Raw genomic sequence first — 26896 nt, 5'->3', positions numbered from 1 at the left:
TTGGCGGTGCGTGGGGTGTGACCCCGAGAAAATTTCAATCAGTCTTGCGTGGGAGTCAGCGGCGGAACGGTGCGCGGCTTGCGGTCCTTGTCAGTCGCGACGAACACGAAGCGGGCCTGCGTCACCTTGGTCGCATCCTCGACGTGACGGGCACGGCGCCAGGCCTCGACCTCAATCGTCATCGACGTGTTGCCGACGCGGACGAGCGTGGCATAGACCGACACCTCGTCGCCCACGAGCACGGGGGCGTGGAACTTCATCCCCTCCGCCGCGATCGTGACCGCCCGGCCGCCCGAATGGCGCGACGCCACCGAACCCGCCGCCAAGTCCATCTGCCCCATCAGCCAGCCGCCGAAGATATCGCCATAAGGATTGGCATCGGACGGCATGGCGGTGACGCGGATGGTGGGGTTCTGATCGGGCAGCGTGCTCATTGTTCGGCGTGTCTCCGTGCCATGCGGTCGGCGATGCGCGCCCGGTGGAGCGGACCGATGCCCATCGCCATCGTCGCGACCATCGCCGCCACGCCGCACCACCAGATTTCGGTGCGGCCCAGCGGATAGGCCCAGGCCGCGGCCCAGGTCATGACGAGCGCCGCGATCAGCCCCAGGCCGATATAGAACAGCTCGATCCGAACCCGCATGGCGCCCGCCCCCGGTCTATCAGGCCAGCATCGCCAGCGGACGCTCGACCAGTTCCTTGAACACCTTCATCAGCTCGGCGCCGTCGGCCCCGTCGATCGCGCGGTGGTCGAAGCTGCCGGTCGCCGACATGACGGTCGCCACGCCCAGCTGGTCGTCGACGATATAGGGACGCTTCTCGCCCGCGCCGATCGCCAGGATCATGCCCTGCGGCGGGTTGATGACCGCCTCGAACTGCTTGATGCCGAACATGCCCATGTTCGAGATCGAGGCGGTGCCGCCCTGGAATTCATGCGGCTGCAGCTTGTTGTCGCGGGCGCGGGTGGCCAGGTCCTTCATCGTGGTCGAGATGGACGACAGCGAGCGCGTATCGGCCTCCGACACGATCGGGGTGATGAGGCCCGCCGGGGTCGACACCGCGACCGAGATGTCGGCGCGCTTGAAGCTGATCAGCTGGTCCGGCGTGAACATGACGTTGCACTTCGGCACCGCCATCAGCGCGACGCCGAGCGCCTTGATGAGCATGTCGTTGACCGACAGCTTGACGCCACGCGATTCGAGACCGGCGTTCAGTTCGCCACGCAGCTTGAGCAGCGCGTCGAGGCGCACGTCCACCGTCAGATAGATGTGCGGAACCTGCTGCTTCGACTCGGTCAGGCGACGCGCGATCGTCTTGCGCATGTTGGACAGCTTCGACGCCTCGTGCGGGATATCCGGCACCTGCGCGGGCTTCGGCGCGGCGACGGGGGCCGAGGCGGTTTCCGCCGGAGCCGAGGTCGACGCGGCCGGAGCCGCAGCCTTGGCCTGGCCCGGCTGCGCATTCTCGACGTCCGCCTTCACGATGCGGCCGTTCGGACCCGAGCCGGTCAGCGCGGACAGGTCGAGACCCTTTTGCGAGGCGATGCGGCGCGCCAGCGGGCTGGCGATCGCGCGGCCGCCCTGGCCGGCCTGCTTGCCCGAATCGGCGGGCTTGCCATGATCCTCGGCCTGTTCGACCGTGCGCTCGACGGGCTTGGCTTCGCTGCCGGTCTTGTTGGGATCGGCGGGGTCGGTCGGCATCGGATTGGCCGGAGCCGGGGTTTCCGACTTGGACGGCGCCTGAACCGACGCGGCGTCCTCGCCCTCTTCGGCCAGGATCGCGATGACGGTGCCGACCTTCACATTGTCCGAACCCTCGGCGACGAGGATCTTGGCGATCACGCCTTCATCCACCGCCTCGAATTCCATCGTGGCCTTGTCGGTTTCGATCTCGGCCATGATATCGCCGGACTTCACCGTATCCCCTTCCTTCACCAGCCATTTGGCCAGCGTGCCTTCCTCCATGGTCGGCGACAGCGCGGGCATCTTGATCTCGATCGACATGGAGGTCCTCTCGGGGCAAACCAATTCCGTAGCGGCCCGTCTCTTGCGCCCGAATTGCGCCCGGTCAAGTCATGGCCTTGCACGAAATGTTATGTAACGGCATCCATTCGACACAAATTGGGGGGCCGCCATGCGTATCTATCTGGTCGTGATCGACGACAGTCCGGAATCGGTGATCGCCCTGCGCTTTGCTGCGCGACGGGCGGTGAAGACGGGCGGCGGCGTCGAGATCCTGACCGTCCTGCCGCCGCAGGAATTCATCGCGTTCGGCGGTGTCCAGGCGACGATCGAGGACGAGGCGCGCCAGCAGGCCGAGGCACTGGTCGCGAGCGCGGCGGGGACGCTGCTCGACGAATCGGGGCTGCGTCCCTCGATCACGGTCCGCGAGGGCGATGGCCCCAAGGTGATCCGCGAGATGATCGCGGCCAATCCCGACATCGCCGCGCTGGTGCTGGGCGCCGCCGCCAGCGGCGCGCCGGGCAAGCTCGTCAGCCATTTCTCGGGCACCGACGCGGGCGCGCTGCCCGTGCCGGTGATGATCATTCCGGGGTCGCTGACGCTGGAAGCGATCGATCGGTTGAGTTAAAATAAATTCCTCCCCTGCAAGGGGAAGGGAACCAGCGAAGCTGGTGGAGGGGTGTCCCCGCTGATGGTGACACCCCTCCGTCAGTCCTGCGGACTGCCACCTCCCCTTGCAGGGGAGGAATGCGCGCGGTTACTCCGCCGCCTTGGCCATGTCCTCGAACTCGGCCGCCGCCAGGAAGCGTTCGGCATCCAGCGCGGCCATGCAGCCGGTGCCCGCCGCCGTCACCGCCTGGCGATAGACCTTGTCCGCCACGTCGCCGCACGCGAACACGCCGGGCACGCTGGTCCGCGTCGATCCCGTCTCGACCGCGATATAGCCGTCCGAATCCAGCTCAAGATGCCCGCGGAACAGCTCGGTCGCCGGGTGATGGCCGATGGCGACGAAGCCGCCCTCCACGTCCAGGCGGCTATGCTCGCCCGTGACCGTATCGAGCAGGTCCAGCGCGACGAGGCCCGCATTGCCGCCGCCGTCGACGAATTCGCGGACTTCCTTGTTCCACAGCACCTTGATGTTGGGATGCGCGAACAGCCGCTCCTGCAGGATGCGCTCGGCGCGCAGCGAATCGCGGCGGTGGATCAGCGTCACGTCGTCGCTATGGTTGGTCAGGTATAGCGCCTCCTCGACCGCGGTGTTGCCGCCGCCGATCACCGCGACCTTCTTGCCGCGATAGAAGAAGCCGTCGCAGGTCGCGCAGGCCGACACGCCCTTGCCCTTCATCGCGTCTTCGCTGTCCAGGCCCAGCCACTTGGCCTGCGCGCCCGTCGCGATGACCAGCACCTCGCCCTCATAGACGTCGCCGCCGTCGCCGATCAGGCGGAACGGACGGTTGGTCAGGTCCACTTCCGTGATGGTGTCCCACATCATCCGCGCGCCGACATGTTCCGCCTGCTTCTGCATCTGCTCCATCAGCCAGGGGCCCTGGATGACGTCGGCAAAGCCCGGATAATTCTCGACATCCGTGGTGGTGGTCAGCTGGCCGCCCGGCTGGATGCCCTGCACCACGATCGGCTGCATCCCCGCGCGCGCGCCGTAGATGGCGGCGGACAGCCCGGCGGGGCCCGAGCCGAGGATGAGCATGCGGGTGGCGTGGGTGGTCATGTCATAGTCCTGTGAAGCATGTTTGCGCCCTAGATAGTCGCGCGAGCGACAAAAATGAACCGCTTCTCATGCGGCCATTCGGCGCTAACTTCGTTTGACGCTGCAAGTGGAGATGGGCCTGATGCGCGACGACGACGATGTGAAGATCACCAAATATACCGCCCCCGCCGGCGGCTGGGGATCGATGAAGGGTATGGCCAAGATCCTCCCCAAAGAGGGGCTGGGGCCCGAGACGCTCGACACGTTGCGCCGCCAGAACAAGCCCGGCGGGGTGATGTGCGTCAGCTGCGCCTGGGGCAAGCCCGCCAAGCCGCACATCGCCGAGTTCTGCGAGAACGGGGCCAAGGCGACCGCGTGGGAACTCAGCTCGCTTCGCGTCACGCCCGATTTCTTCGCCAGGCATACGGTCAAGGAGCTGGAGGCATGGCCCGACCATGATCTAGAGCAGGCAGGCCGCCTGACCCATCCGATGCGCTATGACCGCGCGAGCGACAAATATGTCGCGGTCAGCTGGGACGAGGCATTCGCGGCGATCGGCGCCAAGCTGAAGACCTGCGACCCGACCAAGGTCGTGCTCTACGCCTCGGGCCGCGCCTCGCTCGAAACCTCGTTCATGTATTCGCTGTTCGCGCGGATGTGGGGGCAGCAGAACCTGCCCGACAGCTCCAACATGTGCCACGAGACGACCTCGGTCGGGCTCAAGTCCGCCATCGGCTCGCCCGTCGCGACGATCCAGATGGAGGATTATGACAAGTGCGACGCGATCTTCTCCTTCGGGCAGAATGTCGCGACCAACGCGCCGCGCATGCTCCACAATCTCCAGGCCTGCGCCAAGCGCGGGGTCGAGATCGTGACGTTCAACCCGCTGCGCGAACGCGGCTGGGAACGCTTCGCCTCGCCGCAGAACCCGATACAGATGCTGACCGGCAGCTCGACCGACATCTCGACCCAATATCACCAGGTGAAGGCGGGCGGCGACATCGCCGCGCTGACCGGCATCTGCAAGCTGGTGATCGAGGAGGACGACCGCGCGCTCGCCAAGGGCACCAAGCGCATCCTCGACCATCATTTCATCGAGCAGCACACGACCCGGTTCGAGGATTTCGCGAATTACTGCCGCCAGGCGGCGTGGAGCGAGATCATTCGCGATTCCGGCCTGACCCGCGACGCGATCGAACAGGCCGCACGCGTCTATATGAAGTCCGAACGCGTCATCGCGGTGTACGGCATGGGCATCACCCAGCATCGCTATGGCATCGATGCGCTGCACATGATCGTCAACCTGCTCCTGCTGCGCGGCAATATCGGGCGCGAGGGTGCCGGGCCGGGGCCGGTGCGCGGGCACAGCAACGTGCAGGGCCAGCGCACCGTCGGCATCACCGAGAAGACCGAACTCGCCCCGGTCGAGCGGCTGAAGGAATTGTTCGAGTTCGAACCGCCGACCGAAAAGGGCTGGGACACGGTCGAGGCGTGCCGCCAGATCATCGCCGGGACCGCAGAAGGATTCGTCCAGCTCGGCGGCAACTTCCTGCGCGCCACGCCCGAACATGCCAGGATGAAGGCGGCCTGGGCGAAGCTGCCCATCACCGTCCATATCGCGACCAAGCTCAACAAGAGCCATCTGGTGCCGGGCCAGGAAAGCTACATCCTCCCCTGCCTGGGCCGGTTGGAAACCGATATGCAGAAGGGCGGTCGCCAGGCGGTGTCGATGGAGGACTCGTTCAGCCATATCTATGGCTCGGTCGGCAAGGCGACGCCCGCCGCCGACACGCTGTTGTCCGAACCCGCCATCGTCGCCGGGATCGCCAAGGCGGTGCTGGAGCCCAATCCCAACGTGCCGTGGGACGAATGGGTCGGCGATTACGGACTGGTCCGCACCGCGATCGAGAATGTCTATCCCGACAAGTTCGCCAACTTCAACGAACGGCTGTTCGAACCCGGCGGCTTCTGGAAGGGCAATCCCGCCTCGCACCGCAAATGGGAAACCGAGAGCGGCAAGGCCGAGTTCAACGTGCCGCGCGCGATGGACGCCTCCGGCATCCCCCACGCCGAGGGGCGGATGCGGCTGATCACGCTGCGCTCGAACGACCAGTTCAACACGACCATCTATGGCTATGACGATCGCTTCCGGGGGATCAGCGGGACGCGCATGGTGGCAATGATGAACAAGGCCGATATCGCCAGGCTGGGCCTGTCGGACGGACAGACCATCGCGCTGGAAAGCGATGCCGATGACGGGCAGGACCGCGTGGTCGAGGGCCTGCGCGTCGTCGAGTACAACATCCCCGAAGGGTGTATCGGCGGCTATTACCCCGAACTCAACTATCTGATCCCGCTGGAACATCATGCGCTGGAAAGCCATGTGCCCGCGGGCAAGTCGGTGCCGGTGAAGGTGCGCGTCCCCGCATGAGCATGACGTCATGAGCATATTGGGAGCCGTCCTGACCGGGGGGCGTTCGTCGCGGTTCGGATCGAACAAGGCGGTCGCCATGCTGGGCGACCGAACCCTGGTGGCGCATGCCCGCGCCACCATCGCCCCCCATTGTGCGCGCGTGGTGCAGGTGGGCGGCGCGCAAGGCGTGCCCGACATGCCCGAGCCCGATCTGGGGCCGCTCGGCGGGATTGCCGGGGCGCTGGACTATGCCGCCGCCCATGGCTTTCGCTGTGTGCTGACCATCGGATGCGACATGCCGCGCCTGCCCGACGGGCTGATCGACGCGATCCTGCGGCGCGAGCCCAGCTATTGCCAGGATGCGCCCGTGCTGGGGCTGTGGCCCTCCGCCTTGGGGGCGCATCTGATGGCGCATCTGTCGCTCAACCGCGATCGCTCGGTGCGCGGCTGGGTCCGGGCGATCGGGGCGATCCCCATCGCATCGCCCCAGCCGATCGCCAATGTGAACACCCCCGCCGACCTCGCTGCCCTGTGACGGCGGTCACTGGCGATCCCGTCCGGCCGCTGACGCTCCTCCGCCTGTCGCCCGATACGGTCGAGCCGATCACCCGTGCCGTCGCGGTCGAATGCCCGGTCGCGATCGAGGTCGACGGCTTCGGCTATGCGGTGATGATGATGACGCCCGAGCGGCTGGCGGACTTCGCCACCGGCTTCCTGCTGACCGAGCGGCTGATCGACGCGCCGGGCGATATCGTCGAGATCGATCCCTTCGCGGCGGAGGCGGGCTGGATCGTCCGCGTGACGCTGGCCGAACATTGCCGGGGGAGGATCCACGACCGGGTCCGCCACCGCACGAGCGATACCAGCTGCGGCCTGTGCGGCCTGTCCGGACTGGAGCAGATCGCGCGTCCCATCGCCAAGCGCCCCCCTGCCCCCCAGGCCCGCACCGCGACGCTGTTCGCCGCGCTGGAGGGCATTCGCGCGTCCCAGCCGCTCAATGCGCTGACCGGCGCGGTCCATGCCGCCATCGCCTGCGATGCAGTGGGCGCAACGCTCGCGGCGGCGGAGGATGTCGGGCGGCACAATGCGCTCGACAAGCTGGTCGGCACGCTGGCGCGATCGGATCGGGCGGCGGACTTCATCCTCGTCACCTCGCGGATCAGCTATGAGATGGTCGATAAGGCTCTGGTCGCGGGCGTCGGGATGCTGGTCGGAATCTCGGCCCCGACCAGTCTCGCGATCGACCATGCCTGTACGCAAGGCCTGACGCTGATCGCGCTGGCGCGCGCCGATGCCATGCTGGTCGCGAACGACCCGCACGGGCTGTTCCGCGACTGACCGGCCCTAGCCCGTGGCGACGCGCCGCCCCGGTTCGGACTCGTCATGCCAGTCATGGGACGGCTCGACCGCCACGGGTATCGGCTCGTGCAGGATATGGTCGCGTCCGGCCCGCTTGGCGCGATAGGCCAGCTGGTCGGCGCGGGCGATCAGATCGTCGAGCGTCTCGCCCGGTGCATGGCGCACGATGCCGCCGCTGACCGTCAGAGGTGGCAGGCCCTGCCGGTCGAACCGACGAAGCAGGGCGCGGATGTCACCGGCCAGGTGGCTGGCCCGGTTGTCGGATCGCTCCGCCGGACCAAACGCATCAGGCACCAGCAGCGCGAATTCCTCACCTCCCAGGCGCACCGCTAGTACATCGCGCGCGGCCACGGTCCGCAGCAGGTCGGCAAAGGCCACCAGCACCCGGTCCCCCATTGCATGCCCGAACATGTCGTTGACTCGCTTGAAGTGATCGAGGTCCAGGACCATCGCATAAAGGCCGTGCCCGTCGCGCTTCGCCTCGGCGAGCAGCGCGGGGCCGGCCCGGGCCAGTCCACGCCGATTGGCCAGCCCGGTCAACGGATCGCTCTCCGCATCCCGTATCGTGTCGTCCAGCGCCTTCTGGATGACCAGCAGCATCAGGAACAGCCCGGCCGCAACCAGCAACACCCCGGTCGAGACCTGCGACACGACCGCATAATAGCTGGTCGCATAATATTGCGCCGAATGCCCCGAACCCAGCGACGCCGCCATGAACGGCTTGGCCAGGAAATGCGCGCCGATGATCCCGAACACCACCATCAGCAGGGTTCGGATCGGCCCCTTCTGCGCGATCCGCCGGATGGAGAACAGGACCAGGATCGATCCGAGCGCGAACGGCAGCTGGAACAGCATCTCATAGGGCAGGCTGTTGCGGGTGCCGCCCAGCAGGCTCATACGCAAGGCCATTCCGCCCGCCCATAGCAAGGCGGCGGGACGGCGGCATAGCCGATGACCCGCAAAGGCCTGGATCCCCACCGACATCACCGTGATGGCGCCCAGGAACGCGGCATATCCCAGCACCGCGAACAGCAGCCGATAATCGGTGAAGCGGAACAGCAATTCGCAGATCGGGGTCAGGAAACCCAGCAGATAGCTGACCATGAACCAGACCGCCGCGCGCTGCCGCGAATAGGTTATCGCGACGACGCCGTAAGTCACGACGAACAGCGCCGCCATGCAGCTATTGGCTATCAGGGCATAGACGGCGGCATTCACGGCGTGGAACCCAAAGCCTCCCATTGGGATCGTGATGAGGGGACCTATCGCCCGATTGACCAAATATCCGTTAAGATCAGGTCATGAATCACGGCACGAAAATACGTCCGTCGCCCCTCTATCGCAACAATGGCCAAGATGTCATCCTTCCGCATAGGTCAGGTCGGAGGACAATGGGCATGCGGCGGATTTTGCACGGTTTCTGGATATCATCGGTGCTGGCGACATGTGCGGCGGCCGGTGCGGACCGACCACCCGAGAGGCCTGTGATGGAACAGGCACGGCAATATGAAATTGCCGGACGCTATTGGGATGCCAATCGCCTGCTCGAACGATCCACCTTTACGGCCGAGGGTGGGGTGACCGATCCCTTCCTCTTTCAATATTGGGCCCAATTCACGCCCTTCGTGACCAATGAACTGGACCCGGCCCGTTATGACCTGGGCCGCCGGAGCGCGCCGGGCGACGCCGAATGGGCGAACCGGATCGCCGCCGCCCAGCCACGCGACGCCATCGACGAAATCGTCGCACGGGCCCGGCACACCCGAATCGTCATCCTGAACGAAGCCCATTACAGCCCCCGCGACCGTGCCTTTGCCTGGCAGGTGGCACGGGCGCTGCGCCCGCTGGGCTATGACGTGCTGGCGGCGGAGACCTTTGCGGGCGAAGCAGCCAAGCCGGGCGATCTTGCCCCGGTCGAACGCTTGCGGCGCGACGGCATCGTGCGCCGCGACACCGGCTTCTATACGCATGATCCGGTCTTTGCCGGGTTCGTGCGCAATGCCCTGGCGCTGGGTTATCGCCCGCTCGCCTATGAACAGACCAAGGCACAATCGACACCGGACGGCGGCGTGCACGAACGCGAACAGGCGCAGGCGGACAACCTCCTGGCGTTTCTACGCGCCAATCCCAATGCCAAGCTGTTCGTCTATGTCGGTCACGGCCATGTCTGGGAGGGCGGCAGCGACGATCCCAAGGGCGGCATGATGGCGCAGCGGCTGAAGCGGATGTCGGGAATCGACCCGCTGACGATCGAGCAGACCAGTCTGTCCGACCTCAATACCCGCGCACGCCCGGCCTTGGCCGTGGCGCAATCGCGGCTTCGAGGACGCCCTGCAATATTCATGGACGGAGAGACGCCGCTGCTGCTCGGGGCGACCGGCGAGGTGGATATTCAGATCGTGCACCCAGCCCGAAGCTATCGCCATGGCCGCCCCGCCTGGCTGGCGACGCTGGGCGGCAGGCCAAAGGCGATTCCCACCGCGTTGCTTCCCAAACAGGGAGAGCGGCTGGTCCAAGTCTTTGCCGCCAATGCGCCCGACGATGCCGTGCCGCTGGATCAGGTGATGGTGAAGGCGCAAGAACCTGCGCCGATGCTGATGGTGCCAAACATCCCCGTCCGCTTCGCCACACAGGACGATGCGACTGTTGGTCAGTCTTGGGATACGAAAGAAGGAAATACACCGGGTGGTAGCGAAGGAGGGACTTGAACCCCCGACACGCGGATTATGATTCCGCTGCTCTAACCAGCTGAGCTACTTCGCCATGCTAGGCGTTCCACCCGGTGGAGGCGCGCCTATAGACAGGCTATTTTCGGGCGTCAAGCGAACAAATGACGCGAAAGCATTTCCCAGGGGCCACCGCGATACCACCAGACCCCCAGCCCGATCACCTCCACCTCGCGCGGGCGGAAATCGCGCTCCATCTGCTGGAGGAGCAGCTTGGCGGTGGCGGGCGTCACCTTGTTCTGGATCGTCACATGCGCGCGCCAGCCGCCCGCATCCTGCGGGGTCAGCATCCCGGCAAAGACATCGACCAGTTCGCGCCGGATCGCGACCAGCCCGGGCGATTCGATCCGAATCGCCACGCCCCGGCCCAGCGACATCAGCCCGCCCGCCCGCGCCTGCGGCGCGCGTTGCCCGCGCGTCAGGCCGTTCAGGCGATGCTTCAGCTCCGCCTCGACCGAAGGCGGCAGATGGTGGAACAGCGTGCAATGCGCATCGAGCACGTTGCGCTCGGGCGGAAAATGCTGGCGGCGCAAGCCGTCGAACCAGCCCTGGTCGGCGCGCCCGAACAGCGCGGTGACGATAATCGGGGCTGGCTCGCCGCTCAAATCTCGACCTGACTGCCCAGCTCGACCACGCGGTTGGTGGGTAGGCGGAAGAATTCCATCGCGCTCTCGGCGTTGCGCAGCATCCAGGAGAACAGCTTCTCGCGCCACACCGACATGCCGGGCCGTTCGGCGGCGAGCAGCGTCTGGCGCGACAGGAAGAAGCTGGTGTCCATCATCTTGAACGCGCCGCCCGCCATCTCGACCCGCTTGAGCGCCGATGGGACGTCGGCCTCTTCCATGAAGCCGAAACGCAGCACCAGACGGTGGAAACCATGTCCCAGATCGTCCAGCTTGGCGCGCTCGCCCTCGGGCCAATAGGGCTGGCTCATGATCTTGACGGTCAGCAGGATGATCCGCTCGTGCAGCACCTTGTTGTGCTTGAGGTTGTGGAGCAGCGCGTGCGGCACCCCCTCGGGCGAGGAGGTCATGAAGATCGCGGTGCCGGGCACCCGGCTGGCGGCGCCGGCGGCCGAATCGATGAAGATGTGGATCGGCATCGTCCCTTCGCGCAACCGCTGGATCATCAGCTTGCGCCCCGTCGACCAGGTGGTCAGGAAGGTGAAGATGATGAAGCCGACCAGCAGCGGGAACCAGCCCCCCGACGGCACCTTGGTCAGGTTGGCGAGGAAATAGGCGCCGTCGACCAGGAAGAACAGGCCGAGGAGCGGCAGCGCGGCATAGAGCGGCCATTTCCACAACCGGGTCAGCGCGACGCCCAGCAGGCAGGTGTCGATCAGCATCGCCCCCGTCACCGCGATCCCATAGGCCGAGGTCAGGTTGGACGAGGAGCGGAAGAACAGCACCAGCAGGATCACCATCACCATCAGCATCCAGTTGATGAGCGGGATGTAGATCTGACCGGCGGTCGCGGCCGATGTATGCTCGATGCGCAGGCGCGGCATGAAGCCGAGCTGGATCGCCTGCTGCGTCACCGAGAACGCGCCGGTGATGACCGCCTGGCTGGCGATCACGGCGGCGGCGGTGGCGAGGATGACGAGGGGAAGCTGCAACCCCTCGGGCGCCAGCATGTAGAAGGGGCTCTCCAGCGCCGCCGCGCCCTCGCGGACCAGCAAGGCCCCCTGCCCCATATAGTTCAGCATCAGCGCGGGCAGCACGAAGACCAGCCAGGACAGGCCGATCGGCCGCCGCCCGAAATGGCCCATATCGGCATAGAGCGCCTCGGCCCCCGTCACCGCTAGCACCACCGAACCCAGCGCCAGGAAGCCGCGCACCGGCTCGATCAGGAAGAATTGCGCCGCATAATGCGGGGACAGTGCGAACAGCACCTCGGGCGTCTGGACGAAGCTCATGATGCCCAGCACCGCGATGGCGGTGAAATAGACGAGCATGACGGGCCCGAAGAACAGCCCGACCCGCTCGGTCCCCGAACGCTGTATCTTGAACAGGACGATCAGGATCGTGATCGCGATCGGCAGGACGAAGCTGCCAAAGGCGGGGGCGGCGACCGCCAGGCCCTCGACCGCGCCCAGCACCGTGACGGCGGGGGTGATCATGCTGTCGCCATAGAAGAGCGCGGTGGCGAAGACGCCCAGCAGCACGATCCCGCGCGACCAGCGCCGCGTCTTGGTCTGCCCCGACACGAGCGCGAGCAACGCCAGGCTGCCCCCCTCGCCCCGGTTGTCGGCGCGCATGATGATCGCGACATATTTGACCGACACGACGATCATCATCGACCAGAAGATCAGGCTGATGACGCCCAGGATATGCGCATTGTCGAGCGGCAGCGGGTGGTGCGGGTTCGCGAAGGTCTCGCGAAAGGCGTAAAGCGGGCTTGTGCCGATGTCGCCGAAGACGACCCCGATCGCCCCCAGCGCCAGGCGCCCCAGCCCCTGGGGATGGTGGGAATGGGATTCTTCGGTCGCGGTGGTGGCGATCCCGGTCGGTGCGACGCTCATGACTGGGCGATCGTGCCGGTGACGGAGCGGATCATCGGCGACATCCGTGGCAACCCTGTGATCATCGCGACGCCCTAGCATGGCCCCAAAAGGCCAGCAACGCAGGTGCCGGGCGCTTGTTGCATTCGGGCACGATTCGCGCGGGCGGCGATGCCGCAATGCAACAGTGGTGGGGTGGTTCTTTCGAGGAATGGTCTCGGTGAGACCCCCTTGCCCTCCCAACCCCTCCCGCCTGTAGAAGGCAAGAAGCTTGCGGCGGCGCACACGGCCAGCCCCAGGCACGCCCCTCCCGCAGGCGGGAGGGGATGGGGGAGGGAAGGCCACGAGCGATGGTCTCGGTGAGACTCCCTGCCCTCCCCCGGCCCCTCCCGCCTGCGGGAGGGGAGAAGAAGGGGGTCGCCCCGTACCCGGCAACACATTCCCCACCGAAACGGTTCACCTCCCGCCCTCGATCGGCTACGGCCTGATCCATGGTAACTCGCACCGCCCCAGAGGCCGCTTCGGAAATCCCGTCCTCCGTCCCTGTATCGGCCGCGCCTATCGTCACGATCGACGATGTTCGCGCCGCCCATGCGCGGATTTCGGACCGGATCATCCGCACGCCGACCCTGATCAGCCGGACCCTGTCCCAGCTGACCGGCGCGACCGTCTATCTGAAGTTCGAGAATCTCCAGTTCACCGCCGCCTATAAGGAACGCGGCGCGCTCAATACGCTGCTGCAACTGTCCGACGAAGCGCGCGCCAAGGGCGTGATCGCCGCCTCGGCGGGCAATCATGCGCAGGGCCTGGCCTATCACGCCAACCGGCTGGGCGTGCCCGCCACCATCGTGATGCCGCGCACCACCCCCATCGTGAAGGTCGTCCAGACCGAAGGGCACGGCGCGACCGTGGTGCTGGAGGGCGACACCTTCGACGCCGCCTATGCCCATGCCCGCGTGCTGGAGGCCGAGCGCGGCTATACCTTCGTCCATCCCTTCGACGATCCCCGCACCATCGCAGGGCAAGGCACCGTCGCGCTCGAGATGCTGGAGGATGCGCCCGACATCGACACGCTGGTCGTGCCGATCGGCGGCGGCGGGCTGATCTCGGGCATGGCCACGGTCGCGGCGACCGCCACCCCGCCGGTCGAGGTGGTCGGCGTGCAGGCCCAGCTGTTCCCGTCGATGTACAACCATCTGAACGGCACCACGCTCCCTTGCGCGGGTGATACGCTGGCCGAAGGAATCGCGGTCAAGCAGCCGGGCGGCCTCACTTCGCAGATGGTGGCGCAGTTGGTCCGCGAGATCCTGCTGGTCGACGAGCGTCATTTGGAGGAATCGGTCAGCGCGCTGCTCCAGATCGAGAAGACGGTGGTCGAGGGCGCCGGGGCGGCGGGACTGGCCGCGCTGATGTCCTATCCCGAACGGTTCCGCGGCAAGACGGTCGGCATCGTGCTGTGCGGCGGCAACATCGACACGCGCCTGCTCGCCAATGTCCTGCTGCGCGACCTCGCCCGCTCGGGGCGGCTCGCCCGCCTGCGCATCCGGTTGCAGGACCAGCCGGGCGCGCTGTTCAACGTCGCGCGCATCTTCGACCACGAGCGGGTGAACATCATCGAGGTCTATCACCAGCGCGTCTTCACCACTTTGCCCGCCAAGGGGCTGATCACCGATATCGAGTGCGAGACGCGCGACGCGCTCCACCTGCACCGGCTGATCGAGGCGTTGCGCGCGGCGGGTTACGAGACGACGCAGGTCGAACTCGCATGATCCCGATGGCGGCCGGGTCAGCGATGTCCCGGCCGACCGTCCCGTTTCCGTACGACGATACCCCCATCCCATCGGGCGGGAAGATCGCTAGACATGTGCTTCTCCCCTCCTGAAGGAACTGCCCGGCGGTGACTGCGCCCTTTCGTTTTCCGCGCTTTTTCGTCACCAGCCCGGCGCCCTGCCCCTATCTGCCGGGACGCGAGGAGCGGAAGGTGTTCACCGAGCTCAATGGCGAACATGCCGACGAGCTGAACGAGGCGCTGAGCCGGATCGGCTTTCGCCGCAGCCAGGGGGTTGCCTATCGCCCCTCCTGCGCCGGATGCGCCGCCTGCGTCTCGGTTCGGGTGCTCAGCACGGGGTTCCGCCCCAATGCCACCCAGCGCAAGCTGCTCCGCCGCCACGCCGATCTGGAGGTGACCGCCTGCCAGCCCTGGGCGACCGCCGAGCAGTTCGACCTGTTGCGCCGCTATCTGGGCGAGCGGCATCCGGGCGGCGGCATGACCACGATGGACGAAAGCGACTATGCCGACATGGTCGAGCTGTCGCCGGTCAAGTCGATGCTGATCGAATATCGCGAACCCGCCGGTCCGCAGGGGCAGCGCGGGCGGTTGCTGGGGGCCTGCCTGACCGATCGGCAGGGCGACGGGCTGTCGATGATATACAGCTTCTTCGAGACTCAGGATGCGACGCGGCCCGGCCTGGGCAATTTCATCATCATGGACCATATCCTGCGCGCCCGAGCGGCCGACCTGCCCTATGTCTATCTGGGCTATTGGGTGAAGGGGTCGGCGCGGATGATGTACAAGACCCGCTACCAGCCGCTGGAGGCGCTGGGCCCGCGTGGCTGGGCGCCGCTCCATGCCGACAACCCCGATGCCTCCGGCCCGCCCGCGGTCGAAACCGCGATCGAGGCGGGCGAGGCATAGCCGACGGCACCTCCTCTCCTTCAGGGGAGAGGTCGGAGGTGCGGCATATATCTTACTGGCTCGCGGCGGCCACCGGAACCCGGTCGCTCCACGCCTCGCCCGCCACCGGCGCGGCACCTGCGGCATCGAGCGCCACCGCGACCCGGACATGGCGGTCCTGCGGGCTGAGGCCGATGCTGGGATCGAACCCGATCCAGCCCAGCCCCTCGACATGCGCCTCGGCCCAGCAATGCGCGCTGGTCGCGCCGTCGAGCAGCGCGAAGCCCGAGACGAAGCGGGCCGGGATCGCCAGCGACCGCGCCGCCACGCAAAAGATGTGCGCCAGGTCGCACGCCCCGACCGCATCCGCGGCGAAGGCCTGTCCCGCATCGGCCGCCCCCGGCCCGACCTTATCCGCAAAGCGCCGATGCAACGCCGCGTTCAGCGCATGGAGCGCGGCGAGCGGCCCGTCCGTGTCCTGCGTCACCTCGCGAGCGAAGGCCGCGATCGCCGCATCCTGCGGGGTCGCGGGGGTCGCGCGCAGGAACAGCGCGGGCGGCAGCGTCTCGATGGTGCCATGGACCACGCCATGCGCGTCGCTGGTCAGCACGTCGCCGCTGGCGGTGATCGTCACCTGTTCGACCGGCCCCTCGATATAGAGCATCGTCACCGCATTGCCGAACCCGTCCTGGCCGGGGCGCAGCCGCGCGTCGCAGTCGACATCGATCCGCCAGTGCCCGACCGTCTGGTCGTCGCTGTTGCCCGGTGTCAGGCGCAGCATCTGGGCGATCGCCCCGCCGCGCCCTTGCACGCGGTGGGTGATCTGATGCTCGATGGCGATACGCATCAGGCGAACTTGAACTGACGGCCAATGGCGCCGTGCAGCTGGGCATTCTCCTGGATAAAGGCTTCGAGATATTGGTGAAGCCCGCCCGCGATCACGTCGCCCGACCGCGTCTTGCCCATCCGGTTTGCGCGCACCCTCGCCATACGATCCGCTTCCCCATGCTGCCCCGTTCGCCGGGCCAATTGCCCCAGCACGTCCACCGTTTCCTCGACCGACGCCGCCAGGCTGCGCGGCAGTTCGGTGCGCGCGATCAGCAGGTCGATCACATTGGCGGGCTTCAGCCCGTCGGAATAGAGCCAGCGATAGGCGGTGACGGCGGAGACGGTCTGGAGGATCGTCGTCCACTGGTCGCGATCGACGACGCCGCCGATCCGCTCGCCCGCCGGAAGCAGGATGTGGTATTTGACGTCGAGCAGCCGCGCGGTGTTGTCCGCGCGCTCGACCGCCTGGCCCAGCCGGATGAACCATGTCGTCTGGTTGCGCAGCATCCGGTGCACCGCACCCTCGAACCCGCGCGTCTCGTTCTTCACTGCCTCGACCAGGCCGAGGACGGCGGTCGGATCGTCGGCGGCGGGCTTGGCCTCGAAATGCAGCCAGGCCCGGTTGATCGCGCTCCACGCCTCGCGGGTCAGCGCGGTACGGACCGCGCGCGCGTTGGTCCGCGCCATGTCGACGCAGCGGACGATCGAGCCGGGATGGCAGCCCTCCACCGTCAGGAAACGCGCGACCTCGCGCCGACGCAGCTCGCGCCCGCCATCGGCAAAGGCGCTCGCCGTATCGGTGACGGCCAGCGCCGACCCCCAGGCCGCCAGCCCCGCCGATCGCGGCGACAGCACGTCGAGCCGGACGGTCGCCTCGACCAGTCGGGCGATGAAGTCTGCCCGTTCGAAATAACGCCCCAGCCAGTAGAGCGAGGATGCGGTCCGCGACAGCATCAGCGCACCCCCTGCGTCTGGATCTGCGACTGCTGGCCCTGCACCTGCACCCAGCTATCGGGTTCGGGATGGAGCAGGACGAAACTGTCCTTGGTGCCGCCGCCTTGGCTGGAATTGACGACCAGCGAGCCTTCCCGAAGGGCGACACGGGTCAGGCCGCCCGGCGTCACCTCAACCCCGTTCCGGCCGGTCAGGACGAAGGGGCGGAAATCGACATGGCGGGGTGCCACCCCGCTTTCGACCAGCGTCGGCACGGTCGACAGCGCCAGCGTCGGCTGCGCGATATAGCGGTGCGGCTCGGCGATCAGCGCGGCGCGGAAATGCTCGATCTGCGCCTTTGTCGCGGTCGGGCCAACCAACATGCCATAGCCGCCCGACCCGTCGACCAGTTTGACGACCAGTTCGTCCAGATGGTCGAGCACATAGGCCAGCGCCTCGGGCTCGCGACAGCGCCAGGTCTCGACATTCTTCAGCTTGGGCTCGGCACCCGAATAATAGCGGACGATGTCGGGCATATAGCTGTAGATCGCCTTGTCGTCGGCGATGCCGTTGCCCGGCGCGTTGAGGATCGCGACATTGCCCGCCGCATAGGCCGCGATCAGGCCGGGCACGCCCAGCATCGAATCGGGACGGAACACCAACGGATCGAGGAAATCGTCATCGACCCGGCGATAGATGACATCGACCTTCACCCGGCCCGCAATGGTGCGCATCCAGACGATATCGTCGTCCACCACCAGATCGGCCGCCTCGACCAGCTCGATCCCCATCGAATCGGCCAGGAAGCTGTGCTCGTAATAGGCGGAGTTGTAATGGCCCGGCGTCAGCACGACGCAGGTCGGCTCGGCCACGCCGTGCGGCGCGACAGACTTCATCGTGGCGAGCAGCCGGTCGGGATAGCTGTCGACCGCCGCCACCCGGAATTGCCGGAACAGCTCGGGGCAGAGGCGCAGCATCGCCTCGCGATTCTCCAGCATATAGCTGACGCCGGAGGGCGTGCGGGCATTGTCCTCCAGCACGAAGAAATCGTCCGGGCCGGTCCGGACCAAGTCGATGCCGCAGATATGCGCCCAGACGCCGTGCGGCGGGCGCATCCCCGCGATTTCGGGACGGAACTGCGGATTGCCGAAGATCAGGTCGGGCGGCAAGATGCCGTCGCGCAGGATCTTCCGCTCGCCATAGATATCGTCGAGGAAGGCGTTGATCGCCTCGACCCGCTGGACCAGCCCTTCGGACAGGCGCGCCCATTCGTCGGGCAGGAAGACGCGCGGCACGATGTCGAACGGGATGATCCGCTCGGCCGCATCGCTCTCGCCATAGACGGCGAAGGTGATGCCCAATTGCCGGAAGGTCGCCTCGGCCGCCTGCTGGCGGCGGCGCAATTCGGTGTCGGGAGTGGTATCGAGCCAGCGGTGCAAAGCAGACAATTCGGGGCGAGACGCAACCGCGCCCGAGCCCCCCATGATTTCGTCGAACGCGGCGATGGTCCCCATCCGGTTGTTACGCTCCCCCTTGCGGCCGGGTTCCATGCTGCACCGCATGATGGGGGCGTGCAAGGGGGGCATAGGATAATTCCTCCCCTGCAAGGGGAGGTGGCGCGCGCAGCGCGTCGGAGGGGTGTCACCCTATCGAGAGCAGGACACCCCTCCGTCAGGGCTTCGCCCTGCCACCTCCCCTTGCAGGGGAGGAATTATAGGAACTTACGCCCCCAGCTTCTCCAGCATCGACGGGGTCAGCACCTGCGGCAGCACCTGCGGTTCCTTCGTGCCGGGGGCATAATAGAGGTAGAGCGGCACCCCGGCCCGGTTGTGCCGCTCGATAAACCGTCCCAGCACGGGATCGCCATCGGTCCAGTCGCCGACCAGCACCGCCACCTTGTTGCGCGCAAACGCATCGCGCACCGAGCTGCGCTCGATCGCGGCGGCCTCGTTGACCTTGCAGCTCAGGCACCAGTCGGCGGTGAAATAGGCGAAGACCGGGCGGCCCTGCTTGCGCAGATCCTCCAGCTTGGCTTCGCTGAAGGCGGTGTCGGCGCTGGTCCTGGCCACCGCTGCGGCGGGCTTGACCGTCACCACGATCGCCACCGCCAGCACCAGCGCGGCGATGGCGGGCCAGCCCGCGCGGCCCTTGCCGCCATGCTGGCGAAGCCCCGTCCACCAGAAACCCAGAGACGCCAGCAATGCGGCGGCCAGCCCCAGCGTCATGCCGGTCACCCCCGCCTCCTGCCCCAATATCCAGGCCAGCGCGAGCGCGGTCAGGAACATCGGCACCGACAGGATATGGCGCAGCCGCACCATCCACATGCCCGGCTTGGGAAGCCGCCGCCGCAGCGCGGGCACGAAACCGATGGCGATGAAGGGAAGCGCGATGCCGATCCCCAGCCCGGCGAACACCGCCAGCGCGGCGGCGGCGGGCAGGACCAGCGCCGCGCCCAGCGCTCCGGCCATGAACGGCCCCGAACAGGGCGTCGCGACGAACGCCGCCAGCGCACCAGTCGCGAACGAGCCCATTGCGCCCGAACGGCCCGCAAAGGCCGGGGTCGGCAGCTCGAACAGCCCCGCCAGGTTGAACGCGATCCCCGCGACGAGCAGCAGGAGGACGCCGATCACGCGCGGGTCCTGCAACTGGAACGCCCAGCCCGCGCTCTGCCCCCCGGCGCGCAATGCCAGCAGGATCACGCCCAGCCCCACGCATACCAGCACCACGCCCGCCGTATAGGCCAGCGCCTCGGCCCGCGCATGCCGCTCGTCGCCGCCGCCACGGGCGAGGCTCAGCGCCTTGAGGCTCAGGATCGGGAAGACGCAGGGCATGATGTTGAGCAGCAGCCCGCCCAGCACCGCCCCCAGAAAGGCCAGCGCCACCGCGCCGATGCCATGATCGGCCTCGCCGCCCGCCCCGGCGATCGCGCCCGGCTTGGCGATGAAGGCCAGCCCCTGCCCCTCGCCGATCGACAGCACGCCCGACACCGGCCCCGGCGTCGGCACGGCGGCGGCCGGGATGGCCAGGATCAGCTGGTCGCCATTGCGGGTCAGCGTCTGCGGCGCGGCATGGTCGATCAGCCCGCTGCGGTCGGGGAAGAAATAGGCGTCCTTGACCGCGACCGAGGCGGGCAGCGGGACGGCGATCCGCACGCCCTTGCCCTTCGTCTCGATCACGCCGTCGCCGCCCAGCGGCCGGGGCAGCGCGGCGCGCCAACGGTCGAACTCGGCGCGCGTCGCAGGCGCGACCGCGCCGTCGCCCACGGTCAGCATGGTCGACAGCGTCTGGCTTTCGGGGACGCAGATGGTGTCGGTGCAGACCAGATAGTCGAGCTTCACCGACACGGGCAGCGCGGTGCCCCTGGCAAGCCCGGCGGGCAGGTTCAGATCGACGAGCAGCGCGAAGGGCCGCTCATAGACATAGTTCATCAGCCCGGCGATCTTCAGCCGCCCCGGCACCGGATAGCGCAACTCGCCCGCCGTCACGCCCCGAGGCAGCGTCCAGTGCGCCTCGGTCGGCAGGCCCGCATCGCCGCCATTCTTCCAATAGCCGTGCCAGCCCTTTTCGGGCGTGGCGGCGATGGCCAGCGTGACATGGCCGCCCGCCGCCGGGGTCGCGCTTTCGGGAACGAGGCGCATCGGCAGATGGATCGCGCCGGGCGCGGCCGGGGGGCCGCTTTCCGCCATGGCGGGGGCATAGCCCATCACCATGAAAAGCGCCGTCATCAGGATGTAAAACCAACCGCGCATCGACCTTGCCCTAACCCGCTTTCGCGTTCCATAGCGTCCCCGTCCACGCTTTGCACCAAGGTTGCCCATGAACTCCCTGACTGCCGCGCTTCTCGCCTCCGCCGCGTTGTTCGCCACCCCGGCGCTCGCCCAGACCGCCAGCCCCGTGCCGGGCACCGCGCCCGCGCCCGTCGCGACCCTGCCGGGAACGCCGCAGCCCCCCTTTCCCACCACGCCGCCCAAGCTGATCGTAGCGATCTCGGTCGACCAGTTCTCCGCCGACCTGTTCCAGCAATATCGCAACCACTTCACCGGCGGCATGGCGCGCCTGCTGACCGGCGCGGTCTTCCCCTCGGGCTATCAAAGCCATGCCGCGACCGAGACCTGCCCCGGCCACTCGACCATCCTGACCGGCTATCGCCCCGCGCATACCGGGATCATCGCCAACAACTGGATCGACCAGTCGGTCGGGCGCGCGGACAAGATCGTCTATTGCTCGGAGGACGAGCGCGTCGCGGGCAACGACCATAACAACTACACCGTGTCGGACATGCATCTGAAGGTGCCGACGCTGGGCGAGCGGATGAAGACTGCCGATCCGCGCGTCCGCACCGTCTCGGTCGCAGGGAAAGACCGCGCCGCCGTGATGATGGGCGGGCACAAGATGGACGAGATCTGGTGGTGGGACGGCAAGACCTATGTCTCCTATGCCGGACGCGCCATGCCGCCGGTCGTGGAGCGCACGCGCAAGGCCGTCGCCGATCTGGTTGCGAAACCGCAGGCGCCGCTGCCGCTGCCCGGCTTCTGCAAGTCGCTCGACCGGCCGATCACGGTCGGCAGCCAGACCCTGGGCACCGGCCGGTTCCAGCGCGCGGCGGGCGACCTGAAGGCGTTCCGCGTCTCGCCCGCCGCCGATGCGGCGGTGCTGGCGATGGCGGCGGGCTTCGTCCAGGACATGAAGCTGGGCCAGGGGCCGCAGACCGACATCCTGTCGGTGGGCCTGTCGGCGACCGACTATGTCGGCCATGCGCTGGGCACCCAGGGGGCCGAGATGTGCATCCAGATGGAGGAACTCGACCGTTCGCTGGCGGGCTTCTTCGACGTGCTCGATGCGACCGGCGTCGACTATGAGGTGATGCTGACCGCCGACCACGGCGCGCACGACATGACCGAGCGTCAGCAGATCCGCGCCATGCCGATGGAAAGCCATATCGCGCCCGAGGCCAAGACCAAGGCGATGTCGGCCGCGATCGCGCGCGACATGGGCCTGTCCAACACCCCGCCGCTGCTGATGAGCGCGGAGGGCGACATCTATATCAACCGCGACCTGCCCGCCGCCACCCGCGCCAAGGTGCTGGCCGAGGCGAAGCGCCGTTACGAGGCGCTGCCGCAGGTCGCCGCCGCGCTGACCCGCGACGAGATCGCCGCGACGCCCTGGCCCACCACCCCGCCCGAGACCTGGACGCTGAAGGAAAAGGCGCGGTCCTCCTACGACCCGACGCGTTCGGGCGACCTGCTGATCCTGCTCAAGCCGCGCGTGACGACGATCGAGGAAGCCGCACCGGGCTATGTCGAGACGCATGGTTCGCCCTGGGACTATGACCGCCGCGTGCCGATCCTGTTCTGGCGCAAGGGCATGGCCGGGTTCGAGCAGCCGCTGTCGGTCGAAACGGTCGACATCGCGCCGACGCTGGCGGCGACGATCGGCCTGCCGATCCCCGGCGTGGACGGGCGCTGCCTGGACCTCGATCCGGGTGCGGCGGATACGTGTAAGAAATAAGCTTGTTCCTCCCCTGCAAGGGGAGGGGGACCGCCGCGAAGCGGTGGTGGAGGGGTGTCCCCGCTGGCCGCGACACCCCTCCGTCAGCCCTCCGGGCTGCCACCTCCCCTTACAGGGGAGGAATTTTAGGCTCGCTCCACCCTATATTCGATCGGCTTGAAGCTCCCCCCGTTCGACGCAGGTGCGGAACAAGCGGTCAGGCCGATCACCAGATCCATATGCGCCACGAAGCGGATATGGTCCCCCGGTCCGCTGAGCGGCGGCAGCACCTCCAGCTTGCCGGTCGTCCCGTCGACCGGCACGTTCATGAAACAGTTGAACGCCACCGGAATCCGGTCAGGCACCACGCCGAAAGGCGCCAGCGCCGCCGCCAGATTGCCAAAGCATCCGCGATGGCGCGGCAGGTCGGGATAGAAATGGTCGAACGTGTCGACCGAACAGGGCGTCAGCAGGAAGTCGTGCATCCCCACCGTATCGGCGACGATCTCCAGCATCACCCGCGAGCGGTTGGAATAGAGCTTGTGCCCGGTGGTCAGCCGGATCGTCTCGGCATAATCGAGCGTCCGGCCCGACGAGATCACCTCGTCCAGATCCTCCGCGTTGAAGGCGAGCAGATCGGCGACCTGTCGCCCGCGCGGGTCGATGACGGTCAGGCTGTCACCCTTGGCCATGCGAAAGGCGTCGCCGCTGCGGGGCGGAATCTCGACCGTCGTCGCGCTCATCGCCCGGCCCCGGCATCGGTGCCCGCATAGTGGAAGGGGCAACGCCAGCCCTCCTCTACCGCGCGACCGCTATATTGCCGGGCCTCGCTCATCTCGCCATGGCGCGCCAGCATCGGGTTGCGCGATCCCGCCAGCGCCTCGTCGCGGACCATGATCTTCTCGCGCATCCCCTCATATTTGCCCTGGGCGCGCAATATCTCGAACTGGTCGTGCAGGTTGAAAATCATCGCGGGGCGCGGAAAGCGCCGCGCGGGGCGGCTGGCGTTGGGATGCAGCCCGACGACGAAGAACGCCTCGCCGCCGAAGGACAGCGAGAAATGCGGGTCTTCCGGGTCGGCGCTGACTCGTTCGTCCCAGTCCTGCCCCAGCCAGACATCCTTGTCCGACAGCGACTGGATCCGCGCCCAGATCGCGCGCTCGAACGCGGCTTCGTCCAGCTGCTCGGGTCCGGCGAAGACCACCGCCAGGCTGCGGAACAGCTGCGGCTCGGCACGATAGCGTTCGGCGAAACGCCGCAGCCGGTCATGGATGCGCAGATCGTCCCAAGCGCTGGCGATGTCGCGCGCGCCCAGGATATCCAGCGTCCCCCGCGCCATCGCCGCCTTGGCGCCGACGCAAGGGAAATCCGCTGCCGCGATATGCGCACGCAGCAGCTCGGCCGATTGCGGCTCGCTGGGATCGTGCGCGGGGAAAAGGCTGCTTCCGGTTTTCGACATGGGATGCCCCAACGCGACGCGATGGGCAGCGTTCCCAAAAAGCCTTTATATCCTATGTGATTAGCATCGACTACTCTCTCGCCTTGATAATAATCAAGATCAAGCCGTCAGGAATCGTGGGAACGCCCCGATCAATCGAGATTGGGGCGCAACCACCGGGTCGCCTGCGCGACATCGATCCCGCGCCGGGTGGCATAATCCGCCACCTGGTCCTCGCCGATCCGCGCGACGCCGAAATATTCGGCCTGGGCGTGCCCGAAGTAGAAGCCGCTGACCGCCGCCGTCGGCAGCATCGCGAAGCTGTCGGTCAACTCCAGTCCGACCGCGCTTTCCGCCCCCAGCAGGTCGAACAGCGTCCGCTTGATGCTGTGCTCGGGGCAGGCGGGATAGCCCGGCGCGGGACGGATGCCGCGATATTGCTCGCGGATCAGCGCCTCGTTGGTCAGCTGCTCGCCCGCCGCATAGCCCCACAGGTCGGTGCGGACATGCGCATGGAGCCGCTCGGCGAACGCCTCGGCCAGACGGTCGGCCAGCGCCTTGAGCAGGATGTCGTTATAATCGTCATGCCCCGCCCGGAAGCGTTCGATATGCGCGTCGATGCCATGGATGCCGACCGCGAAGCCGCCCATCCAGTCGCCCGCCGGGTCGATAAAGTCGGCCAGGCACATATTGGCACGGCCTTCGCGCTTGGCGATCTGCTGGCGCAGGAAGGGGATGCGGGTTTCTTCGCCATCCGCCGTCAGGATCACGTCATCGCCGTCACGGCGGCAGGGCCAGAGCGCGGCGACGCCCTTCGCGGTCAGCCACTTCTCGGCGATGATCGTGTCGAGCATGGCCTGCGCATCGGCATAGAGCCCGCTGGCGCTCTTGCCGACCACTTCGTCGGTCAGGATGGCGGGGAAATTGCCCGCCAGTTCCCAGGCGCGGAAGAAGGGCGTCCAGTCGATATAGTCGCGCAGGTCAGACAGGTCCCAGTCCTGATAGACATGCACGCCCGGCTGCTTCGGATCGCCCGCCTTCAGCGCCATGTCCGCGACGAAGCCGCGCGCGCGCGCTTCCTCCAGCGGCAACAGCGCATTGGCCCCCTTCCCCTCGCGCGCCTTGCGGACGGCTTCGTAATCGGCGGCGACCTGCGCGACATAGGGGTCGCGCTGGGTGTCGGACACGAGCGTGGTCGCCACGCCGACCGCGCGGCTGGCGTCGAGGACGTGCACCACCGGCCCCGAATAGGCGGGCGCGATACGCAGCGCGGTATGCACCTTCGACGTCGTCGCGCCACCGATCAGCAACGGCATGGTCATCCCTGCCCGCTGCATCTCCTCGCCCACCGTCACCATCTCGTCCAGCGAGGGGGTGATCAGGCCCGACAGCCCGATCATGTCGGCGTCATTCTCGTTCGCCGCCGCGATGATCTTCGACCAGGGGACCATGACGCCCAGATCGACCACCTCGAAGCCGTTGCACTGGAGCACCACGCCGACGATGTTCTTGCCGATATCGTGCACGTCGCCCTTCACGGTCGCGAGCACGATCTTGCCCTTGCCCTTGGCACCCGGCTCCTTCGCCGCCTCGATGAAGGGGAGGAGGTGCGCGACCGCCTTCTTCATGACGCGGGCGGACTTGACCACCTGGGGCAGGAACATCTTGCCCGATCCGAACAGGTCGCCGACGACGTTCATCCCGTCCATCAGCGGGCCTTCGATCACCTCGATCGGCCGCGCGAATTGCTGGCGGCACTCCTCGGTATCGTCGACGACATGCGCGTCGATGCCCTTGACCAGCGCATATTCCAGCCGCTTGGTGACGGGCAGGCTGCGCCACTCGGCGGCCTGCTTCTCGGCCACCGCATCGGTGCCGCGATAGCGCTCGGCCAGCGCCACCAGACGCTCGCCCGCTTCCGGGTCGCGGTTGAGGATCACATCCTCGCAGGCGGTGCGCAGTTCGGGGTCGATCGTGTCGTACACGTCGAGCTGGCCCGCATTGACGATCGCCATGTCCATGCCCGCCGGGATGGCGTGGTAGAGGAACACCGAGTGCATCGCGCGGCGCACCGGCTCGTTGCCTCGGAAGCTGAACGACAGGTTCGACAGGCCGCCCGAGATATGGACGTGGGGGCAGCGCGCCTTGATCGCGCGGGTCGCCTCGATAAAGTCGACGCCGTAATTGTTATGCTCTTCGATGCCGGTGGCGACCGCGAAGACATTGGGGTCGAAGATGATGTCCTCGGGGGGGAAGCCGATCGACATCAGCAGGTCATAGGCGCGCGCGCAGATCTCGACCTTGCGGTCCTTGGTGTCGGCCTGCCCGACCTCGTCGAACGCCATGACGACGACCGCCGCGCCATACGCCATGCAGCGACGGGCATAGTGGAGGAACGCCTCCTCGCCTTCCTTCATGCTGATCGAATTGACGATCGGCTTGCCTGACACGCATTTCAACCCCGCCTCGATCACGCTCCATTTCGAGCTGTCGATCATGATCGGCACGCGCGCGATATCCGGCTCGGCGGCGATCAGCTTGAGGAAGGTGGTCATGGCATATTCGGCGTCGAGCAGCCCTTCGTCCATGTTGACGTCGACCACCTGCGCGCCATTCTCGACCTGGCTGCGCGCCACCTCCACCGCGCGGGTGTAATCGCCCGCCAGGATCATCTTCTTGAACGCCGCCGATCCGGTGACGTTGGTCCGCTCGCCGACATTGACGAAACTGGTGGAGGTGTTGGTGGTCATTGGTTCTTCTTCTTAGCCCTCTCCCCTCCGGGGAGAGGGTTGGGAGAGGGGCTGTGTCTCACCGAGAGGCCGGTCTCTACGAGACCCCTACCCCTCACCCAACCCTCTCCCCGGAGGGGAGA

General features: G+C 67.1%; 22 protein-coding genes and 1 tRNA gene. 8 read left to right on the top strand and 15 right to left on the bottom strand.

The window, feature by feature from the left end:
- Positions 1-38: 38 nt before the first annotated feature.
- Genes QE363_RS06405 through QE363_RS06395 form a run of 3 tightly spaced genes read right to left on the bottom strand, consistent with a single transcriptional unit; the run spans position 39 to position 2003 of the window.
- A complete protein-coding gene (locus QE363_RS06405; RefSeq protein WP_309693315.1) occupies positions 39-434 on the bottom strand; it encodes an acyl-CoA thioesterase in 396 nt (131 codons plus the stop codon).
- Positions 431-643 (bottom strand): hypothetical protein, encoded by a 213-nt coding sequence (locus QE363_RS06400; protein ID WP_307103351.1) that lies wholly within the window; start codon positions 641-643, stop codon positions 431-433. The genes QE363_RS06405 and QE363_RS06400 overlap by 4 nt, the downstream gene beginning before the upstream one ends.
- A 19-nt stretch (positions 644-662) precedes the next feature.
- Positions 663-2003, bottom strand: coding sequence for a pyruvate dehydrogenase complex dihydrolipoamide acetyltransferase (locus tag QE363_RS06395; protein ID WP_309693309.1), 1341 nt, complete (start codon positions 2001-2003; stop codon positions 663-665).
- A gap of 130 nt (positions 2004-2133) precedes the next feature.
- Here QE363_RS06395 and QE363_RS06390 point away from each other — a divergent pair, with 130 nt between their 5' ends.
- Complete coding sequence (locus QE363_RS06390) at positions 2134-2589, top strand: universal stress protein (RefSeq protein WP_309693302.1); 456 nt, start codon at positions 2134-2136, stop codon at positions 2587-2589.
- 129 nt (positions 2590-2718) lie between these two features.
- On the opposite strand, the gene trxB is transcribed toward QE363_RS06390, so the two are convergent.
- Positions 2719-3687, bottom strand: a complete 969-nt coding sequence (gene trxB, locus QE363_RS06385) for a thioredoxin-disulfide reductase (RefSeq protein WP_309693299.1) — start codon at positions 3685-3687, stop codon at positions 2719-2721.
- A gap of 121 nt (positions 3688-3808) precedes the next feature.
- Here trxB and QE363_RS06380 point away from each other — a divergent pair, with 121 nt between their 5' ends.
- Genes QE363_RS06380 through fdhD form a run of 3 tightly spaced genes read left to right on the top strand, consistent with a single transcriptional unit; the run spans position 3809 to position 7417 of the window.
- A complete protein-coding gene (locus tag QE363_RS06380; protein WP_309693296.1) occupies positions 3809-6097 on the top strand; it encodes an FdhF/YdeP family oxidoreductase in 2289 nt (762 codons plus the stop codon).
- 10 nt (positions 6098-6107) lie between these two features.
- On the top strand, positions 6108-6614 hold the full coding sequence (locus tag QE363_RS06375; protein WP_309693293.1) for a molybdenum cofactor guanylyltransferase: 507 nt from the start codon (positions 6108-6110) through the stop codon (positions 6612-6614).
- Positions 6611-7417, top strand: coding sequence for a formate dehydrogenase accessory sulfurtransferase FdhD (gene fdhD, locus QE363_RS06370; protein ID WP_309693289.1), 807 nt, complete (start codon positions 6611-6613; stop codon positions 7415-7417). The genes QE363_RS06375 and fdhD overlap by 4 nt, the downstream gene beginning before the upstream one ends.
- A 6-nt stretch (positions 7418-7423) precedes the next feature.
- Here the strand turns inward: fdhD and QE363_RS06365 are convergent, their stop codons facing one another.
- Positions 7424-8656 (bottom strand): GGDEF domain-containing protein, encoded by a 1233-nt coding sequence (locus QE363_RS06365; protein WP_309693287.1) that lies wholly within the window; start codon positions 8654-8656, stop codon positions 7424-7426.
- Positions 8657-8925: 269 nt separating this feature from the next.
- Here QE363_RS06365 and QE363_RS06360 point away from each other — a divergent pair, with 269 nt between their 5' ends.
- Positions 8926-10146 (top strand): hypothetical protein, encoded by a 1221-nt coding sequence (locus QE363_RS06360; RefSeq protein ID WP_309693285.1) that lies wholly within the window; start codon positions 8926-8928, stop codon positions 10144-10146.
- Here QE363_RS06360 and QE363_RS06355 read toward each other — a convergent pair.
- The 3 genes from QE363_RS06355 to QE363_RS06345 form a co-directional block, all read right to left on the bottom strand.
- Positions 10125-10201, bottom strand: a tRNA-Met gene (locus QE363_RS06355). The genes QE363_RS06360 and QE363_RS06355 overlap by 22 nt on opposite strands.
- 55 nt (positions 10202-10256) lie before the next feature.
- Entirely contained in the window at positions 10257-10769 is a 513-nt protein-coding gene (locus tag QE363_RS06350; protein ID WP_309693283.1) for a 2'-5' RNA ligase family protein, read from the bottom strand.
- The gene (locus QE363_RS06345; protein ID WP_309693279.1) at positions 10766-12685 is read right to left on the bottom strand and encodes a potassium transporter Kup; all 1920 of its coding nucleotides are present in this window, start codon (positions 12683-12685) and stop codon (positions 10766-10768) included. Before QE363_RS06345 ends, QE363_RS06350 begins: the two co-directional genes overlap by 4 nt.
- Before the next feature lie 470 nt (positions 12686-13155).
- Between QE363_RS06345 and QE363_RS06340 the strand changes: the two genes are divergently transcribed.
- Both QE363_RS06340 and QE363_RS06335 read left to right on the top strand, forming a co-directional pair.
- Positions 13156-14433: a threonine ammonia-lyase gene (locus QE363_RS06340; protein ID WP_309693276.1), complete on the top strand. Its 1278-nt coding sequence runs from the start codon at positions 13156-13158 to the stop codon at positions 14431-14433.
- Between the two features lie 128 nt (positions 14434-14561).
- Positions 14562-15359 carry an arginyltransferase gene (locus QE363_RS06335; protein ID WP_309693274.1) on the top strand — a complete coding sequence of 266 codons (798 nt, stop codon included), beginning with the start codon at positions 14562-14564 and terminating at the stop codon, positions 15357-15359.
- A gap of 52 nt (positions 15360-15411) precedes the next feature.
- Here the strand turns inward: QE363_RS06335 and QE363_RS06330 are convergent, their stop codons facing one another.
- From QE363_RS06330 to QE363_RS06315, 4 genes are all read right to left on the bottom strand, one after another.
- Positions 15412-16185, bottom strand: a complete 774-nt coding sequence (locus QE363_RS06330) for a transglutaminase family protein (protein WP_309693272.1) — start codon at positions 16183-16185, stop codon at positions 15412-15414.
- Positions 16185-17120, bottom strand: coding sequence for an alpha-E domain-containing protein (locus tag QE363_RS06325; RefSeq protein WP_309693270.1), 936 nt, complete (start codon positions 17118-17120; stop codon positions 16185-16187). The genes QE363_RS06330 and QE363_RS06325 overlap by 1 nt, the downstream gene beginning before the upstream one ends.
- Positions 17120-18613: a circularly permuted type 2 ATP-grasp protein gene (locus tag QE363_RS06320; protein WP_307104754.1), complete on the bottom strand. Its 1494-nt coding sequence runs from the start codon at positions 18611-18613 to the stop codon at positions 17120-17122. The genes QE363_RS06325 and QE363_RS06320 overlap by 1 nt, the downstream gene beginning before the upstream one ends.
- Positions 18614-18820: 207 nt before the next feature.
- Positions 18821-20848 (bottom strand): protein-disulfide reductase DsbD domain-containing protein, encoded by a 2028-nt coding sequence (locus QE363_RS06315; protein ID WP_309693268.1) that lies wholly within the window; start codon positions 20846-20848, stop codon positions 18821-18823.
- A gap of 67 nt (positions 20849-20915) precedes the next feature.
- Between QE363_RS06315 and QE363_RS06310 the strand changes: the two genes are divergently transcribed.
- Entirely contained in the window at positions 20916-22607 is a 1692-nt protein-coding gene (locus QE363_RS06310; protein ID WP_309693266.1) for an alkaline phosphatase family protein, read from the top strand.
- A gap of 125 nt (positions 22608-22732) precedes the next feature.
- On the opposite strand, the gene QE363_RS06305 is transcribed toward QE363_RS06310, so the two are convergent.
- From QE363_RS06305 to metH, 3 genes are all read right to left on the bottom strand, one after another.
- Positions 22733-23329 carry an urea carboxylase-associated family protein gene (locus tag QE363_RS06305; protein WP_309693264.1) on the bottom strand — a complete coding sequence of 199 codons (597 nt, stop codon included), beginning with the start codon at positions 23327-23329 and terminating at the stop codon, positions 22733-22735.
- A complete protein-coding gene (gntA, locus tag QE363_RS06300) occupies positions 23326-24045 on the bottom strand; it encodes a guanitoxin biosynthesis heme-dependent pre-guanitoxin N-hydroxylase GntA (RefSeq protein WP_307103313.1) in 720 nt (239 codons plus the stop codon). Before gntA ends, QE363_RS06305 begins: the two co-directional genes overlap by 4 nt.
- 131 nt (positions 24046-24176) lie before the next feature.
- Positions 24177-26774 (bottom strand): methionine synthase, encoded by a 2598-nt coding sequence (gene metH, locus QE363_RS06295; RefSeq protein WP_309693257.1) that lies wholly within the window; start codon positions 26772-26774, stop codon positions 24177-24179.
- Positions 26775-26896 lie beyond the last annotated feature (122 nt).

The organism is Sphingomonas sp. SORGH_AS_0870 (assembly GCF_031453175.1).
Lineage (GTDB): Bacteria > Pseudomonadota > Alphaproteobacteria > Sphingomonadales > Sphingomonadaceae > Sphingomonas.
Note: the sequence above shows the minus strand (reverse complement) of the source record. Positions and strands in the feature narration are given on the sequence as shown.